The sequence below is a fragment of the Pseudoprimorskyibacter insulae genome (assembly GCF_900302505.1).
GTDB classification, from domain to species: domain Bacteria; phylum Pseudomonadota; class Alphaproteobacteria; order Rhodobacterales; family Rhodobacteraceae; genus Pseudoprimorskyibacter; species Pseudoprimorskyibacter insulae.
In genome coordinates, this window is record NZ_OMOJ01000002.1 from 82,490 (window position 1) to 99,073 (window position 16,584).

Annotated in this window: 16 protein-coding genes; 7 read left to right on the plus strand and 9 right to left on the minus strand. The window is 57.8% G+C overall.

Features of this window, described 5'->3' with window-relative positions; translation table 11 throughout:
* Positions 1-91: 91 nt before the first annotated feature.
* Together nth and PRI8871_RS05975 are read left to right on the plus strand one after the other, a co-directional pair.
* Positions 92-736: an endonuclease III gene (gene nth, locus PRI8871_RS05970; RefSeq protein WP_108885867.1), complete on the plus strand. Its 645-nt coding sequence runs from the start codon at positions 92-94 to the stop codon at positions 734-736.
* The gene (locus tag PRI8871_RS05975; RefSeq protein WP_108885294.1) at positions 733-1,725 is read left to right on the plus strand and encodes an adenosine kinase; all 993 of its coding nucleotides are present in this window, start codon (positions 733-735) and stop codon (positions 1,723-1,725) included. The genes nth and PRI8871_RS05975 overlap by 4 nt, the downstream gene beginning before the upstream one ends.
* On the opposite strand, the gene PRI8871_RS05980 is transcribed toward PRI8871_RS05975, so the two are convergent.
* Positions 1,722-2,477 (minus strand): SDR family oxidoreductase, encoded by a 756-nt coding sequence (locus PRI8871_RS05980; RefSeq protein WP_181389388.1) that lies wholly within the window; start codon positions 2,475-2,477, stop codon positions 1,722-1,724. The genes PRI8871_RS05975 and PRI8871_RS05980 overlap by 4 nt on opposite strands.
* A gap of 92 nt (positions 2,478-2,569) precedes the next feature.
* Here PRI8871_RS05980 and PRI8871_RS05985 point away from each other — a divergent pair, with 92 nt between their 5' ends.
* Positions 2,570-3,166, plus strand: coding sequence for a TetR/AcrR family transcriptional regulator (locus PRI8871_RS05985; RefSeq protein WP_146188658.1), 597 nt, complete (start codon positions 2,570-2,572; stop codon positions 3,164-3,166).
* On the opposite strand, the gene PRI8871_RS05990 is transcribed toward PRI8871_RS05985, so the two are convergent.
* On the minus strand, positions 3,163-3,981 hold the full coding sequence (locus tag PRI8871_RS05990; RefSeq protein WP_108885297.1) for a sulfotransferase family protein: 819 nt from the start codon (positions 3,979-3,981) through the stop codon (positions 3,163-3,165). The genes PRI8871_RS05985 and PRI8871_RS05990 overlap by 4 nt on opposite strands.
* 123 nt (positions 3,982-4,104) lie before the next feature.
* Here PRI8871_RS05990 and PRI8871_RS05995 point away from each other — a divergent pair, with 123 nt between their 5' ends.
* Positions 4,105-5,682, plus strand: coding sequence for a DUF5928 domain-containing protein (locus PRI8871_RS05995; RefSeq protein ID WP_108885298.1), 1,578 nt, complete (start codon positions 4,105-4,107; stop codon positions 5,680-5,682).
* A gap of 12 nt (positions 5,683-5,694) precedes the next feature.
* The gene (locus PRI8871_RS06000) at positions 5,695-6,063 is read left to right on the plus strand and encodes a histidine triad nucleotide-binding protein (RefSeq protein ID WP_108885299.1); all 369 of its coding nucleotides are present in this window, start codon (positions 5,695-5,697) and stop codon (positions 6,061-6,063) included.
* 37 nt (positions 6,064-6,100) lie between these two features.
* On the opposite strand, the gene PRI8871_RS06005 is transcribed toward PRI8871_RS06000, so the two are convergent.
* Together PRI8871_RS06005 and PRI8871_RS06010 are read right to left on the minus strand one after the other, a co-directional pair.
* On the minus strand, positions 6,101-6,592 hold the full coding sequence (locus PRI8871_RS06005) for a YqhA family protein (protein ID WP_181389389.1): 492 nt from the start codon (positions 6,590-6,592) through the stop codon (positions 6,101-6,103).
* A gap of 67 nt (positions 6,593-6,659) precedes the next feature.
* Positions 6,660-7,595 (minus strand): ABC transporter ATP-binding protein, encoded by a 936-nt coding sequence (locus PRI8871_RS06010; protein ID WP_108885300.1) that lies wholly within the window; start codon positions 7,593-7,595, stop codon positions 6,660-6,662.
* A 74-nt stretch (positions 7,596-7,669) separates the two neighbouring features.
* Between PRI8871_RS06010 and PRI8871_RS06015 the strand changes: the two genes are divergently transcribed.
* Positions 7,670-7,849, plus strand: coding sequence for a zinc-finger domain-containing protein (locus PRI8871_RS06015; protein WP_108885301.1), 180 nt, complete (start codon positions 7,670-7,672; stop codon positions 7,847-7,849).
* A 94-nt stretch (positions 7,850-7,943) separates the two neighbouring features.
* Positions 7,944-10,742 (plus strand): DNA polymerase I, encoded by a 2,799-nt coding sequence (gene polA, locus PRI8871_RS06020; protein ID WP_108885302.1) that lies wholly within the window; start codon positions 7,944-7,946, stop codon positions 10,740-10,742.
* A 3-nt stretch (positions 10,743-10,745) separates the two neighbouring features.
* Here the strand turns inward: polA and PRI8871_RS06025 are convergent, their stop codons facing one another.
* The 5 genes from PRI8871_RS06025 to PRI8871_RS06045 form a co-directional block, all read right to left on the minus strand.
* Entirely contained in the window at positions 10,746-11,843 is a 1,098-nt protein-coding gene (locus tag PRI8871_RS06025; protein WP_245897784.1) for a flagellar basal body P-ring protein FlgI, read from the minus strand.
* A 5-nt stretch (positions 11,844-11,848) separates the two neighbouring features.
* Positions 11,849-12,802 carry a flagellin gene (locus PRI8871_RS06030; RefSeq protein ID WP_181389390.1) on the minus strand — a complete coding sequence of 318 codons (954 nt, stop codon included), beginning with the start codon at positions 12,800-12,802 and terminating at the stop codon, positions 11,849-11,851.
* A gap of 60 nt (positions 12,803-12,862) precedes the next feature.
* Entirely contained in the window at positions 12,863-14,311 is a 1,449-nt protein-coding gene (flgK, locus tag PRI8871_RS06035) for a flagellar hook-associated protein FlgK (protein WP_108885304.1), read from the minus strand.
* Between the two features lie 24 nt (positions 14,312-14,335).
* The gene (locus tag PRI8871_RS06040; protein ID WP_181389391.1) at positions 14,336-15,637 is read right to left on the minus strand and encodes a flagellar hook protein FlgE; all 1,302 of its coding nucleotides are present in this window, start codon (positions 15,635-15,637) and stop codon (positions 14,336-14,338) included.
* Between the two features lie 91 nt (positions 15,638-15,728).
* On the minus strand, positions 15,729-16,556 hold the full coding sequence (locus PRI8871_RS06045) for a flagellar motor protein MotB (protein ID WP_108885305.1): 828 nt from the start codon (positions 16,554-16,556) through the stop codon (positions 15,729-15,731).
* Between the last annotated feature and the right edge of the window lie 28 nt (positions 16,557-16,584).

Genomic DNA, 16,584 nt, shown 5'->3' on the forward strand with positions numbered 1-16,584 from the left:
CCTCCTATCGGTGCAAACATACTGAAAGATTGCACCGCGTCACGCGACCCGATTGTTGCGCATCATGCGCGGCCAAGGCATAGACAATGCGATGGCCAAACAACTCGATTATCACACGATCCGCGAGATCTTTACCCGCTTCCAAGCGTCCGAGCCCGAACCCAAGGGCGAGCTGGAGCATGTGAACGTCTATACCCTTGTCGTTGCCGTGGCATTGTCGGCGCAGGCGACAGATGCGGGTGTGAACAAAGCCACGCGCGAATTGTTCAAAATCGCCGATACGCCCGCCAAGATGCTGGCCTTGGGCGAAGAGGGCGTGATTGAACATATCAAGACGATCGGCCTGTATCGCAACAAGGCCAAGAACGTCATCAAGCTAAGTCAGATCTTGGTCGATCAGTACGGCGGCGAGGTGCCCAATTCCCGTGCCGCATTGGAAAGCCTGCCGGGCGTGGGCCGTAAAACCGCGAATGTGGTGCTGAACATGTGGTGGGGGCATCCGGCGCAGGCCGTCGATACCCACATTTTCCGTGTCGGCAACCGCAGCGGCATCTGCCCCGGCAAAGACGTGGTGGCCGTGGAACGCGCCATCGAAGACAACATCCCCGCCGATTTTCAACGCCATGCGCATCACTGGCTGATCCTGCATGGCCGCTACACCTGTGTCGCGCGGAAACCGAAATGCAACGCGTGCTTGATACGCGACCTCTGTGAGTTCGAGGATAAGACCCCATGAAAAAGTATCAGGTTGTCGGTATCGGCAACGCCATCGTTGACGTGCTGACCCGCGCCGAAGACACCTTTCTTGAGATGATGGGCATCCAGAAAGGCATCATGCAACTGGTCGAAAAAGACCGCGCGCAGGTGCTGTATGGAGCTATGGAAAGCCGCGTTCAGGCACCCGGCGGATCGGTTGCCAACACCTTGGCGGGTCTGGGCAATCTTGGCCTGCGCACCGCGTTTATTGGCCGCGTCCATGACGATGCCTTGGGCCGTTTTTACGCCAGCGCGATGGAGAAAGACGGCACCGATTTCGTGAACGCCCCTGTTCCGGGCGGCGATTTGCCAACCTCGCGCAGCATGATCTTCGTCTCGCCCGATGGTGAGCGGTCGATGAACACCTACCTTGGGATTTCCGCCGAACTTGGCCCCGAAGATGTGTCCGAAGACGTCGCCGCCGAGGCCGAGATCGTGTTTCTTGAGGGCTATCTGTTCGACAAGCCCAAGGGCAAAGAGGCGTTTATTCGCACCGCCCGCACCTGCCGCGCGGCGGGTGGCAAGGCCGGGATCGCGATCTCTGATCCGTTCTGCGTTGAACGTCACCGAGAGGACTTCATCAAGCTGATCCAGAACGAAATGGACTATGTCATCGGCAACGAAGACGAGATCCGCTCGCTGTTCCAAGATCAGGATCTGGATGCCGATCTGGCCCGCGTTGCCGCGATTTGCCCGTTGGTTGTTTGCACCCGTTCTGGCGATGGTGTGACGATCGTCCATAACGGTGTGCGCACCGATGTGCCGGTGAAAAAGGTGATCCCCGTTGATGCGACCGGCGCGGGCGACCAGTTCGCCGCTGGCTTCCTTTATGGGTTGGCCACGGGCCGCGATATGGAAACCTGCGGCCGCATGGGCACGATCTGCGCGGGCGAGGTCATCAGCCACATGGGCCCGCGCCCTGAGGCCAATATCGCCTCGTTGTTCCGCCACGCTGAGTTGATTGGCTAAGCCTGCATCCGGCGCATGATCCGATGGGTCAGCGCCGGAGACACCAGCATCAAGCGCGGCAGCAACCGCGCTTTGCCGATCAAAATCTCATGCTTGTTCCGGGCCACCCCATCCAGAATGGCCGCTGCCGCCTCGGACGGGGGCATTTTCCGTTCAGGCCGACCGCGTGACAGCGTGGTATCAACCACTGGCAGAATGGCTTCGAACGTTTGAATGCCTAAATTGGCGTCTTCGATCTGATAGCGCAGCGTCCGGGTAAAGCTGCGCATTGCAGCCTTGGTGGCGCAGTAAACCGGCGCGTCCGCCTTCGGTGCAATCCCAAGCCCCGAGGTCACGTTGACGATAAACCCGCCGGGTTGGCCCGCCAGAACTTGAAGCATACCGGTCGCCAATTGCATCGCCGAGATAAGGTTGATCTGAACCTCTTCCGCGATCGCATCGTAATGCTGGTCAGGCGTATCGGTCAGAACCGGGTAGTTCATGATTGCCGCGTTGTTCATCAGCCCCGCGCAAGTGGGATGCTGATCCAGAACCCAGTTCACCACCCCCCGCGCGATGTCCGGTTCGACCAAATCCGCCTCTAGCACATCGACGACGCAAGCCTCTTGAGATTGGAGCCTTGCAAGCGCCGCCGGATCACGCGCCACAGCCAAGACCTTGCCGCCCCGCGCCCCGATCTGGCGCACCAATTCGCGCCCAATGCCACGTGTCGCGCCCGTCACCAGAATGCGTTTCCCTGAAATATCGCCCATACCCAAACCTTTGAATTGCACATGCCCTAACTGGCCTTCAGAATGTGAGGAATTGCTCAGATTCTCTACTCGCATTGGGGGATATCGCCGAAATGACCGAAATTCTTTTGCGAAAACAACCGCTTCAGGCGCGATCCAAGGCCAGCTTTGAAGCGATCCTAGAAGCAGCGGCTCAGATTTTGGTGGGGGCGGGGTTTGCCGCGTTCAACACAAATACGATTGCCGAACGGGCCGGCGTTTCGGTTGGCACCTTGTATCAGTACTTTCCGGGGAAAGAGGCGATCTTGGCCGAGTTGGTCGCGCGTATGCGCCAGCAAATGCTTGCCGATCTGGCCGAGGCAAACCGCCAATCCGAAGGTCAGACTTTGGCCGAAGTCGCGCATCTGTTCATCAACGCCTCGCTTCGCCACCATCAACGCAATCCGGCGCTTGCCGAAGCACTGGAACAAGCCGAATGCGGTCTGGCGCTAGAGGACGGGTCGTGCGAGATCAAGTTTCAAATCAATGACTTGATCATCGCTCAGTTAGAGCGGTTTGAGGTGCCCGATCCGCAGATCGCCGCGCGGGATCTGTCGGTCATGGTCCAAGCCATGGCAGATGCCGCCACCCAAGCGGGCGAGACCGATTTCGACGCCCTAGCCAAGCGCTGCGGACGTGCTGTGAAGGGCTATCTGAGGATCGCCCCTTAGTCGCCCAGCTTGGCGTGAATTTCGTCCAGATCGATTTCACCGATCGGCAACTTGTTGGCTGGGTTTTCAAAGTCATACTTAAACAGACGAAAATCGCGTTTGTAGATCTCATACATCAGGTGCATCGACAGGTCGTCGAAGTAGTCCTCGACCGGGTGGGCGCGTTTGGGGCCGTGACCCTCGGATTCATTGAAGCGCGGAATAGACGCCAGATCGACCTTATGGGGCGTCTGGATGTTAGACAGCACCTCAGCCATGCCGTCATTGAACTTTTCGGTCCACATGATCTTGTCATAGTGGCCGCCGTTCACGATGAAGGTGCTGACATGGCCCGACGTCGCCGACCAGTGAATGTCGGGGTCCATCGGGCGGCGCCAGCGAATGGTATCACGGACAAACAGCAGAAACCGGCGGAAGCTTTTGATCTGGTCAAAGTCTTGCGTGCCGCCATCGCCGCCAACATCCACCCCGTATTTCTGCACCAGCATCGGCACCAGATTGCCCCGATAGCGGCGGCCATTGCGTTGAATTCCGCAGATTTTATCGAAAAACGACGACAGAATTCGGGTGTATGGATTGCGGACGCAGGTAAAAGAATAGGACTTATGACCGGCGACATTGGCTTGGATCAAAGCCTGACTGCTTTCTATGCCCCATTTATGAAGACCGGACTGGGCGTCATGAATGTCGCCGTCAAAGAATTCGCCGTGGTCTGAGTAGTACAGGATCTGCCCGATGGTCGAACATGCGCATTTCGGCACTACACGATACACGACGCTTTCGCTTTCTGTCATCCAAGTGCCGGGGAAACCCATTTTTTACTGCCTCTGCTCTGACGTTGTGCTACCCGTGATCCAGACCTGTATCAAAAGCCCGTGGTGGATCGCAGGTAAAATAAATAAAACAATCGGGCAAAAATAGGGCGTATCGTTTCTGTAATGGCAAGAATTGCCTTCATACTGTTGTGTCACCGCGACCCGGAAGCCGTCATCAAACAGGCCAGGCGCCTGACCGCGGCTGGTGACTACATTGCGATTCACTTTGACGGCAACGCCAATGACGATGATTTCCGCAAAATCACCCAAGCCTTGCAGGACAACCCCAGCGTTTGTTTCGCAGATCGGCGGGTGAACTGCGGCTGGGGTGAATGGTCTTTGGTCGAGGCCACGTTGCAGGCCTTGAACGCCGCCGTCCGGTCCTTTCCGCGCGCCAGTCATTTCTATCTGATGTCCGGCGATTGCATGGCGATCAAGTCCGCCGAATACGCGCATAACTTCCTCGATGCCGCCGACCAAGACTACATCGAAAGCTTCGATTTCTTCACTTCGGACTGGATCAAAACCGGGATCAAAGAGGAACGCCTGATCTACCGCCATCTGTTCAACGAACGGAAGAACAAGAAACTGTTCTATGCCTCGATGGCGCTGCAAAAGCGGATGGGGCTGCAACGAAATCTGCCCGACGACATGCAGATCCAGATCGGCAGCCAGTGGTGGTGCCTGCGCCGCCGAACGATTGAAACGATCCTGGACTACATCGCCAAGAACCGCCGGATTGTCCGGTTCTTCCGAACGACTTGGATCCCGGATGAGACATTCTTTCAGACGCTTGTCCGTCACCTTGTTCCCGCCAGCGAGATCAATTCGCGCACGCTGACGTTCTTGATGTTCACCGATTATGGAATGCCGGTGACCTTCTACAACGATCATTATGACATGTTGCTGAGCCAGGATTTCCTGTTCGCCCGCAAGATCAGCCCCGATGCCCGCGAGTTGAAGCGGCGGCTGGGCGTTCTTTATTCCAGCAAGGGCACGACCTTCGAAATGTCGAACGAAGGCCGCACGCTGTATGACTTCCTGGCCAAGAAAGGCCGGATCGGGCACCGCTTTGGCCCGCGTTTCTGGGAGACCGAGGCAACACTGGGCCGTTCGCGCGAACTGCTGATTGTCGTGGCCAAGAAATGGCATGTGGGCAAACGGTTTACCAATGCCGTTCGGGCGCACACCGCCATTCCCGTGGCCGAATATCTGTTCAACGAAGAAACGCTCAACCTGCCGGATCTGGGCGGGATCGAAAACAGCCTGCTGAAACGGCACCGCCATCGCCGCGCCCTTCTGCGGCTGATGTACAGCTACTACAAATCGGACCGCTTGCTGATCTGTATGGACCCGTCCTCGACCGAGTTGATCGAGGATTTCTGTACCGACAAGGCAACCGTTCGCCTGCTGGAAATTGAGACCGAATTTACCGACGATTACCTGACCGGCCATGCCAAGCGCGTGGGGCTGGCGGGCCCGCATACGCCGCGGGACACCTTCCAGCGCTTGCTGCCCAGCATCCGCAACGACCTTGCTCAAGAAAGCGAGAAACTGCGCGAAATGAAGTACTCGTCTTTCAATAAGATCCGTGAAACAAACAGGCTCGAAGTGAATGCCCGCGCGCTGGCTGAGTTTCTGTCGACGACCGAAGACACGGCCACCCGGATCGCAAACACCGACGAATTGTTCAAAGACTAAGGACCGCGCCGCATGGCCTATACCTATGACGATGAAAACATTTTCGCCAAGATCCTGCGCGGCGAAATTCCCAACCAGACCGTTCTGGAAACGGATCACAGCCTGGCCTTCCGCGATATCTATCCGCAGGCCCCGACCCATGTGTTGGTGATCCCCAAGGGCAAATACGTCTGCTACGACCACTTCGCCCAAGAGGCGACGGATGCCGAGATCCTCGATTACACGCGGACGATTGGCGAGGTGTGCAAGATGGAAGGCGTGGCCGATGGCGGGTTCCGCATGATCGCCAATGCGGGCGAAGCGGGCGTTCAAGAAGTGCCGCACCTGCATGTGCATATTCTGGCAGGCCGCCCGCTGGGCCGGATGCTGCAAAAGGCCTAAAACGCCCCTTGGCGCAGCGGGCAATCGTCGGCTGCGCTTAGTCCTGCTTGTCCTTCGGGGCGGGTTTACCGGGCTTTGCGCCCATGAACCACGCCAGCGCCGCGATCACTGCGCCGATCCCGACACCGAGGCCCATCACGTCGGATTGGCCATCCCACGACACGACATTCCCCAAAAAGAGCACCGCCAGAACAACAATTACTACCGAGATCAGCTTGGTCTTCAGATCGTCCAGCGTTTTGATGGCCAGCCATGCCGGCAGCTTGACCCGGCTGTCGATAAACAGCTCATACAAGCCAAGCGCGACGATATAGAACACCGTTCCCATCAGGAACATGTCAATAATTTCAATGCTTTCAAGCGCAATTGCCTTGGCGGTTTTTCGGCTGACATAGTCTTCGGCCAGCGTTGCCTGAACCAGATGAACGGCTTGCGCGAACCCGTAAACCAGCAACAGCGTGGCCGCCACAAACGCCCCTGCCACGGCGATCAGGATCAGATATCGGCTTAGGCCCAAGACCTTGTTCATTGCGCGCTCCCTTCGATGTGCTGGCCTTTATGCCTATCACAAACCCGGTTGAGGCCCTGCCAAAACGTCACGCCGAGGACCGCGTCAGCGACAGGAATACATCTTCGAGGTCCGCCTGTTCCGTGCGCACATCACGAATGCGGATGTTTTGGTCGCGCACGGCGGATAACACATCCTCTGCCGTGGTTTTTGTGGACCGGTAGGTGATCGCGATGGCGCCGCCCTGACGTTCCTCAACACTTAGCCCAACTGCACTGGGCAGTTCTGCAATCGGATCTTCGGGGTGAATGACCATAGTTTTCGCATCAAGTTGACCCAGCAGATTGGCCGTGCTGTCGCGTGCAACAAGGCTACCTTGGTTGATAATCGCGATCTCGTCGCACATTTCCTCGGCCTCTTCGAGGTAATGCGTCGTCAGAATGATCGTCATCCCTTCTTCGCGGTTCAGCTTGCGAACATTGTTCCACAGCATTTGACGCAATTCGATATCAACCCCCGCCGTCGGTTCATCCAGAACCAGAACGTTGGGATTGTGGACCAGCGCCTTGCCCAACAACAGCCGCCGCCGCATCCCGCCCGAAAGCGTGCGCGCATAGGCGTTGGCTTTGTCCTCAAGGCCAATCATCCGCAAAATTTCATCGCTGCGGCGTTTGGATTTCGGCACGCCGTACAGGCCCGCCTGCACCTCAAGCGCGGCGCGGGGCGTGAAGAACGGATCAAGGTTCAGCTCTTGCGGCATCACCCCGATTGCGGCCCGCGACTGGCGCGGGTTGTCATCCTGATCCCAGCCCCAGATCTGCACATTGCCCGCCGTTTTCACCACCAAACCGGCCAGAATATTGATCAGCGTGGATTTTCCCGCACCATTCGGCCCCAGCAAACCAAAGACAGACCCCGACGGAATGGTCAGATCAATGCCTTTCAGCGCCTCTTTCGGCCCCTGCCCCTTTTGCGAGGCGTAGGTTTTGCGCAGCCCTTCGATCCGAATTGCATCCTGTGTCATCGCGTGTCTTGCTCCTCTGCGTCGGATCGCTCATAACGCAGGTAGTGCATCGAAAGCCAAAAGGGAACGCCGCGATGACCACGCAAGCGCCGGAAACCAAGATCGTAGACGCCTATCGCATTGCCTGTGACGGTGGTGAGGGGGCCCTTGGCCATCCGCGCGTCTGGCTGCAAATCCCGCATGACACAGGCTATGTGGAATGCCCCTATTGCGATGCGAAATACATCCAGAAGGACTTTGAAGGCAAAGTCTGAGACGGGCAAAATCCTGCCCTTCTAAAACTGTCGCTGGAAGATTGGCGCGACCCATGGCAAACCGTTGGCACACGCGACGGGAAGGAATAGCGCCATGGGTACGTTCGGCAAAGACAGCCATCTGCATCTGATCGACGGATCGGCCTTTATCTTTCGGGCCTATCACGCCCTGCCGCCTTTGACGCGCAAATCCGATGGCCTGCCGATTGGCGCGGTCAGCGGCTTTTGCAACATGCTGGACCGCTATGTTGAGGGCAAAACCGGCGACGATGCCCCGACGCATATTGCGGTGATCTTCGACAAGGGCAGCCACACGTTTCGCAACGATATGTACGATCTGTACAAGGCCAACCGCGAAGCCATGCCTGAAGATCTGCGCCCGCAGATGCCCCTGACCCGCCGCGCGACCGAAGCGTTCAATATCGCCTGCAAAGAGCTTGAGGGCTATGAGGCTGATGACATCATCGCGACCCTGTCCTGTCAGGCGCGGGATGCGGGCGGGCGTGTAACCATCATCAGTTCTGACAAAGACTTGATGCAACTGGTGGGCAATGGCGTCGAAATGTTCGACGCGATGAAGAACAAACGCATTGACCGCGAAGGCGTGTTTGAAAAATTCGGCGTTTACCCCGAAGGCGTGGTTGATGTGCAATCGCTGGCCGGGGATTCCGTCGATAACGTGCCGGGCGCGCCGGGGATTGGTGTAAAAACCGCGGCCCTGCTGATCAACGAATACGGCAGTTTGGAAGCGTTGCTGGAACGCGCCGAGGAAATCAAGCAGCCCAAACGCCGCCAGACCCTGATCGACAATCGCGCCCAGATCGAGTTGTCGAAGCGGCTGGTCGCCCTGGATTGCAACACGCCGCTGGATTTTACGCTGGATGATCTGGAAGCGCGGCAACCAGTGCCGGAAACCCTGCTGGGTTTTCTGGCGGAAATGGAGTTCCGCACCCTGACCAAGCGGATCTCGGACCGGTTCAACGTTGATGCGCCGGTCATTGCCGATGCGCCCGCGGCTGAGACACCCGCCGCTGCGCCCGAATTTCCAACAATCGCCCCGGATGCCTATGACTGTGTCCGCAGCCTTGACGACCTCGATGCATGGATCGCGCAGGCCCATGAAACGGGCTGGGTCGCTGTCGATACCGAAACCACCGGGCTGAACGAAATGCGGGCCGATCTGGTGGGGATCAGCATGGCGATCGTGCCGGGCAAGGCATGCTACATCCCGCTGACACATAAAACCGGGAATGCCGATGACCTGTTCGGCTCGGACGAGCTGGCCGAGGGGCAAATCCCGCTTCAGGCTGCGTTGGACCGCTTGAAACCGCTGCTGGAAGATCCGTCCGTGATCAAAATCGGCCAGAACATGAAGTACGACGCCAAGCTGCTGTCGCGCTATGGGGTCGAGGTCGCGCCGATCGACGACACGATGCTGATGTCCTACGCGCTGCATGGTGGCGAACATGGGCATGGCATGGATCTGTTGGCCGAAAAATACCTGGGCCACCAAACCATTCCGATCAAAGATCTGCTTGGAAGCGGCAAAAGCCAGATCACCTTTGACCGCGTCGGGATTGACGATGCGGTGAAGTATGCCGCCGAGGATGCCGATGTCACGCTGCGCCTGTGGCATCTGTTCAAGCCGCAATTGCATCAGGCCAAGGTCACCCGCGTTTACGAAACCATGGAGCGCCCCTTGGTGCCCGTGCTGGCCAAGATGGAAATGTCGGGAATCAAAGTAGATCGCGATACGCTGTCGCGCATGTCTAACGCCTTTGCCCAGAAAATGGCCGGGCTTGAGGCCGAAATTCATGAACTTGCGGGCGCGTCCTTTAATGTTGGGTCGCCCAAACAGTTGGGCGAAATCCTGTTTGACAAAATGGGCCTTGAGGGCGGCAAGAAGGGCAAGACAGGCGCCTATGCAACCGGCGCCGATATCTTGGAAGATCTGGCAACAGAACATGAATTGCCGCGCCGCGTTTTGGATTGGCGGCAACTTAGTAAGTTGAAATCGACCTATACAGACGCGCTTCAAGAACATATCAACCCCGAGACCGGCCGTGTGCACACATCTTATGTGATCGCCGGGGCCAACACCGGGCGCTTGGCGTCGACCGATCCGAACCTTCAAAACATTCCGGTACGCACCGAAGAAGGCCGCCGCATTCGCGAAGCGTTCGTCTCAGAACCCGGTAAAAAACTGGTATCACTCGATTATTCCCAGATTGAATTGCGTATTCTGGCGCATGTGGCGGGGATTGATTCCCTCAAACAGGCGTTCCGCGATGGCGAAGACATTCACGCCATGACCGCCAGTGAAATGTTCAATGTCCCGCTGGACCAAATGACGCCGGAAATTCGCCGTCAGGCCAAGGCGATCAACTTCGGTGTGATTTATGGCATTTCCGGCTTTGGCCTTGCCAGGAACCTGCGCATTCCCCGCGCCGAGGCGCAGGCCTTCATCGACCGTTATTTTGAACGCTTCCCCGGCATCAAGACCTATATGGACGACACGATTGCCTTTGCCAAAGACAACCAGCGCGTGGAAACCCTGTTTGGCCGCGTGATCCACACGCCCGAAATCGCCGCCAAAGGCCCTCGCGCCGGTTTCGCACGCCGCGCCGCGATCAACGCGCCGATCCAAGGCACCGCCGCCGATATCATCCGCCGCGCGATGATCCGCATGCCGGACGCAATTGCCAAATTGCCCGCCAAAATGTTGCTTCAGGTACATGACGAATTGTTGTTCGAAGTGTCGGACGAGGCCGTGGACGACCTGATTTCCGTCGCCAAGGATGTCATGGAGGGCGCAGCCCATCCGGTTGTGCACCTGGATGTGCCACTGGTTGTTGACGCGGGCGCAGGGGATAATTGGGCAGCAGCGCATTAACAATCATCTGACCACGAATTCCGCATGAAGCGCCCCAGCGGCCTTTATGCTTTTCAGAATGTCGATCATGTCGCGTGGGCGCACGCCCAGCGCGTTCAGCCCTGCGACGACTTCGGACAAGGACGTACCTTCCGGGACTTCGGCTAAAGAAATGCCAGGGTCTTCGGTCAGGTCAGCATTGGTTCGCGGAACGACAACGGTTTCACCATCCGAGAACGGGTTCGGTTGAACGGCTTGCGGCGCCTCTTCAATTCGGAGGGTCAGGTTGCCCTGCGACACCGCCACGCGCGAAATGCGTACATCCTCGCCCATGACGATTGTGCCAGACCTTTGATCGACGACGACCCGCGCCCTTTGCTGCGGTTGGACGGCGATGTTTTCAATCCGCACAATGGCATGCGCCGGACTAGCCAGACCCGTTTTGCCCAGATCAAGGGCAACGGTGCCCGCATCCGTCATCAGCGCCGCGCGGCGGCCAAAGGTCTGATTGATCGCGCGTTCGATCCGGTTTGCCGTGGTAAAATCCGGCTCGCGCAGCGCAAGGCGTATGCGGGTCATTTGGGTGAAGTCAAACTCAACTTCCCGTTCGACCCGCGCACCTGCAGGAATAACGCCAGACGTCGGCACGCCCTTTACAATGCGGGCGGCGTCGCCTTCGGCTTCGGCGCCGCCTGCAATCACCGTTCCCTGCGCGACCGCATAGATTTGACCATCCGCAGCATTAAGCGGCGTCATAATCAGCGTGCCGCCCAGAAGGCTCTTGGCGTCGCCGATTGCAGACACCGTAACGTCAACTTTGCTGCCTGACCGCGAAAAGGCATGCAATTCCGCAGTCACCAGAACGGCCGCAACATTCTTGGGCCGAAATTGTTCGCCCGTTACATTCACACCCAACCGCTCAAGAATGTTGGACATGATTTCTTCGGTGAAGGGCGCGTTCCGCAACCCATCGCCAGTCCCGTTTAAACCGACGACCAGGCCATAGCCGACCAGATCGTTGGCGCGGACCCCATCGAACTCGACCAAGTCCTTGATCCGAACAGTCTGCGCATTTCCGATCGAGGCCCATAACGCGACAAACAGCGGTAAAATCCAGCGCAACACCGTCACCGCAAGTACTCCACCAACGACAGGCGCGAATTCCGGGCCGTGATTGCATATAGGCTTTCAAGTTGGAACTGCACCGCGTTCAGCTTTCCCGCAGCTTCGTATGGATCGGCCCCGATTAGGGCATTTCGTGTCATTTGAAGCGCTGATACCTCGGTCGCGTTTCGGGCCATCGCGTTTTCAATCCGTTCCTGGCTTGCGCCCAGTTCGGCCCGCAGCTCAACCAGCCGGGTCTGGACCGACAAAAGCTGATTGCCCGCCGCTGAAAGCATGGCGGATTGTAACTCATCCGTTGCGGCAATATCCGGATCGCCCGCCAGTTGGCCCATGACGGTCGCCTGCAGGATGTTTCGGAACACAACATGATCCGCGCGTAGGTCTAGTTGAACCGATTCCGTGTCGCTTAACGCCGAGGGGCTGCGTGACTGGTCGGCCCCTTTGTAGGCAAAGGTTGCAAACCCGCCGCCCGGCGCGTTGAACCAATCGGCCAGGCGCTGCTGAACATCAGACAAAGTCGTCGCGCCGGACAATTCGGATTTGACCGCCTGAACAATGGCATTCGGATCGGCCAGCGCCGACATGTCCGTTGCCACCCCTGCAAATAGCGAACGCCCCCCAACTTGGGTGTTCAGCTGTGACACCAAAGCAGAAAATGTCTGTTCCGCCGTTGCGGCAATTGCATTGCGTGCAGACCGGGCCGTCGACAGATCCGCGTTCAGGAAATCTGTTGTCAGATTGTCCGTCAAGGTTTGCGCGGTTTCCAAAACCGCCTGCGTAGAATCCGCCATCGCCTTGGTTTCGGTATTGGCAATTTTAAACGCCTCCGCCCGATTCAACGTGGCTTCGATTGAGGCGATGGTCATGAGGTTGCCAGAAAAATGTGATGCCAGATCTGTTTGCAGGCCGGTGGTCACCTGTTGCGACAGGTCGTTCATCTGGGTTTTCAGGCGCATTTGGTTTGCGCGGGACACAAGCGATTGTGCCAAGTCTCCTATGGTCAACATCGGCTACCCTCAAATACTTAGAAGTCGTTGGATCAGATCGTTGGCGACAGAAATGACCTGCGCATTGGCGGCGTAGTTCTGTTCGATCATCATCAGCCGCTCTAACTCGGCGTCGCTATCGACGCCGCCTGCGAATTCCAACTCTTTCAGGGCGGTCCGTTGCGCATTGATCGACGCCAGAGATCGATCTGAATCGACACGCGCATCGGCGACTTCGGTCATCGCCTCCGCAAATCGGACGAACAGAGTTTGAGATATCTGCGGCAAGTTCTCAGAGGCCGGGCTTGTCGCCGTATTCAGACGATCCCGCATGGCGGTTAACAATGCGCCATCGCCCGCTGCACCGGGGGATGCCGCGAAAAGCCCCGCACGCAGGCGCCACGGTTGCCCTTCGTTCGGCGCGACGGCGACATTCAGGCGCAATCGTTCGGCAAGACCGGTTTCATTTGCTGCAACGGCTTCGCTGCCAAGGTCGGTAAACAGGCCTGCCTGTCCAGGTGGAACTGTTGTATCCACGCCGCCGGGGCCGAAAGCCGCAGCAAGATCCAACGCAAGGGCATCGAGCCGGGTCTGGGTGGCTGGTGCCAGCTGGTCGCGAATTTCAAATTGCGCCGCCAACCGCCCGCCTGCGAAGGGTCCGGAGCCGCCCATATTAACGGGCCGTCCATTCATTGACAGGGGCGACAGCGCGCCATCTTTTGCGGTCATCTGCGCAGTGATTTCATTGGCACGGGTGAAGCTGAATTCCGCCGCGTTTCCGTCCAGCAAGATTGCGCCGCCGGTGGTGACAATCGCCACCGTATCGCGGTCGCGGGGAAGCAGGCGAATGGGCACCAATTCGGAAATGCGGTCAACCGCCTGTTGACGCTGGTCAAGAAGCGCAGAGGCATCTTGGCCGGTGTGCAGCGCGGCTGAGACCCGTTTGTTCAGATCCTCAACCACCTTTAGATTGTCGTTCAACTGATCGGTCAGGTTGGCGATGGTAAATTCAGCCTCGCTGCGGACATCCTGAACGCGTTTGGCTACGGCGTTCAGCTTGTCCGATAGCGCAGTTGCCGCTTGGGCCACGTTGGTCAACCGCTGGTTTGATGACGGATCGGCGGCGGCGGTGATCAAGGACGTTTCAAATTGAGTGAGCCGCCCGGACAAAGACGTTTCATCGGTGATCTGGCCAAAGATCCGCTCCATCTCGGTGTGGAAGGTTTGTAAATCGCCCGCTTGACCGGATTGACCATCGGCAATGCGGCGTTGCGCCTGAATAACGGGGTCAACGTGGCGCAAGACGCCGTTCACGCGCACGCCCCCATGCGTGGATGTTGCATCGGAGGACACGACCAATTCTCGCCTCGCGTAGGATTCGGTCAATGCGTTGGCGATATTCGACGACACGATCGCCGCGGAACGGGTGTTGGCGGTCAACCCTCCGACGGCATTGTTGATGGCACCTGACAAAGTCATGTCGGCCCTCCGATCTGTTTAGGGTTATCGTTTGATGTTCGTCGTTTCCTGCAGCATTTCATCCACGGTCTGGATGACTTTGGCGTTCGACGAATAGGCTCGCTGCGTCTGGATCATGTCGGTGAGTTCACTGGCCACGTCTGTTGCGCTTTCTTCAAGCGCGAAGGCGACAATGTCACCGGTTGGGCCATCACCTGCGTTCCAAAGGAAATAACTGCCGCTTTCGGGGGAGGGCATGTAGGTTTGCTTATCCAAGGCGACCATGCCGTTTGGATTGGGCAGATCCACCAACGGCACCTGATAGATGGGGCGTGTGATGCCGGTGTCAAAGAAGGCATAGACAACGCCCGCCTCATCCACCTCGACCGAGGTCATATTCCCCACGGGCGAGCCATCTTTGGAGATGTTCAGCGGCGCGAAACTGTCTGAAAGCTGGGTCAAGCCGCTGCTTTCGCCGGGTTTTCCGATATTAATCTCAATCGGGCCGCCCGCGACTTCGACAATCAGTGATCCGGTGGCCGGATCATATGTCCCACCCGAGGTGGTTGAGACATTGGCCAAAGTCCCGCCAGAGGTGCGCGAGGCATCAAAGCTCAGAACATATTCACCGATGATTTCACCAGGACGCGCCGTATCTTCCAGCACCATGTTCCATTCGTTTGAGGTACCGTTGTCGGGAACGGTGGGGGTGTAGGTGATTTTAACGTTCTCTGACCGGCCCAGGTTGTCATAATATTCGACCGACAGTTCCAACGGGTCACCGGTGCTACCAGCGTATGTTTCTGTCGCGGGCAGGTTCACGCCCAATGTCATCCGGGTCGTCGGTTCGCCCGAAAATTGGTTGACGTTGATTTGCACGGGTTCCAGCCCATCAACCGTATCGCGCGGATAGGTCGGCACGGTGCCATCCGCCAAAGCAGGCCAGCCCAGCAACATCAGGCCGCTTTGCGTTCGTAGATACCCGCTGGCATCGGTGCGGAACGATCCGGTGGTCGTCAGGAACATCTGGCTGGCACCATTACCGCCTTCGACATCCGTTGCCTTGGCCACAGGCAGAAACCCGCGCCCGCGCACGGCAAGATCGGTCGCATTGGATGTCGCCACCAGCGAACCGCCCTGATCGATCAGGCGCTGGGTTTCGACCCGAACGCCGCCAGCCGCATAGTTGCCGCCGCGCGAGGACATGACCATCGACTGAAAATCAGTTTCGACCCGTTTGTAGCCATGCGTGGCCGAATTCGCGATGTTGTCTGAAATAGCGGCGAGCCGGCTGGCATTTGATGCAAGTCCGGCCACACCTGCGTTAAGCGACGAAGAAATTGTCATGAACACGCCTTTCTGATGGTTCAAATCTTTGACCACAGTTACGCACGCTCAATTAATGCCGCCCTAACGATTCAAATTTTCGCAAATCGGCTCAGTACCCCTCCCTCAGAAAGACGATCTCAACACGGTTGTTGCGAACGGACATAGGGTTGTAGTTGGCAAGTTCCTTGTCGGCATGCGCGGTTGTGCGGACGATCCGATCTTCATCCAAGCCCGATATGCGAAGCTGTTCACGCACGATTTCAGCCCGCCGCGCAGAAGATGCCCAAACCGTGTTTCTGGTCAGAACAACCGGTTCCGCGCTGACATGCGTTTCGACAGCAACCTTGTTTATCAACCCGTCCGCCACGCGGCCAATGGCGCGCAACAGGCCGCGCATCAGATCTGTCGGCTTGTCTTGGTCGGTGAACAAGGGCGAGCCGGGGGCGTCAAAAAACTCAATGATCAGCCCTTCGTCGGTTAGCCGAGTTTGAACGTGGCGCAATTGGTTGTCTTCCAACAGCGCATCACCGCCCCGCCCCATCAGTGCCTCTTCTACTGTTTTAAACTCCTCTTCTCCTTCTCCCGCTGTCTGAGCGTCGACACCCCGTGCCTTGTCTTCAACAGAAGGTCGCAAACTGGAAGCGCCGGTTCCGACACGCGGCAAAGTGTTTTCGGAAAAAACCGAATGCCCGCCAAGGCTGCCATCCCCGCCGCCCGACATCCGCGATACGGCAATCGTCGGACTGAAGTAATCAGCTATCCCTTTGCGTTGCTTTTCGGTTGTTGCGTTCAGAAGCCACATCAACATGAAGAAAGCCATCATCGCGGTGACAAAGTCGGCATAGGCCACTTTCCACGCGCCGCCATGGTGCCCGCCACCGGCAACGACCTTCTTACGCTTGATGATTATCGGCGGCACATTGCTGCCCGCTGTCATAGTTCACCCCTTTCTGCCACCCGAGGCA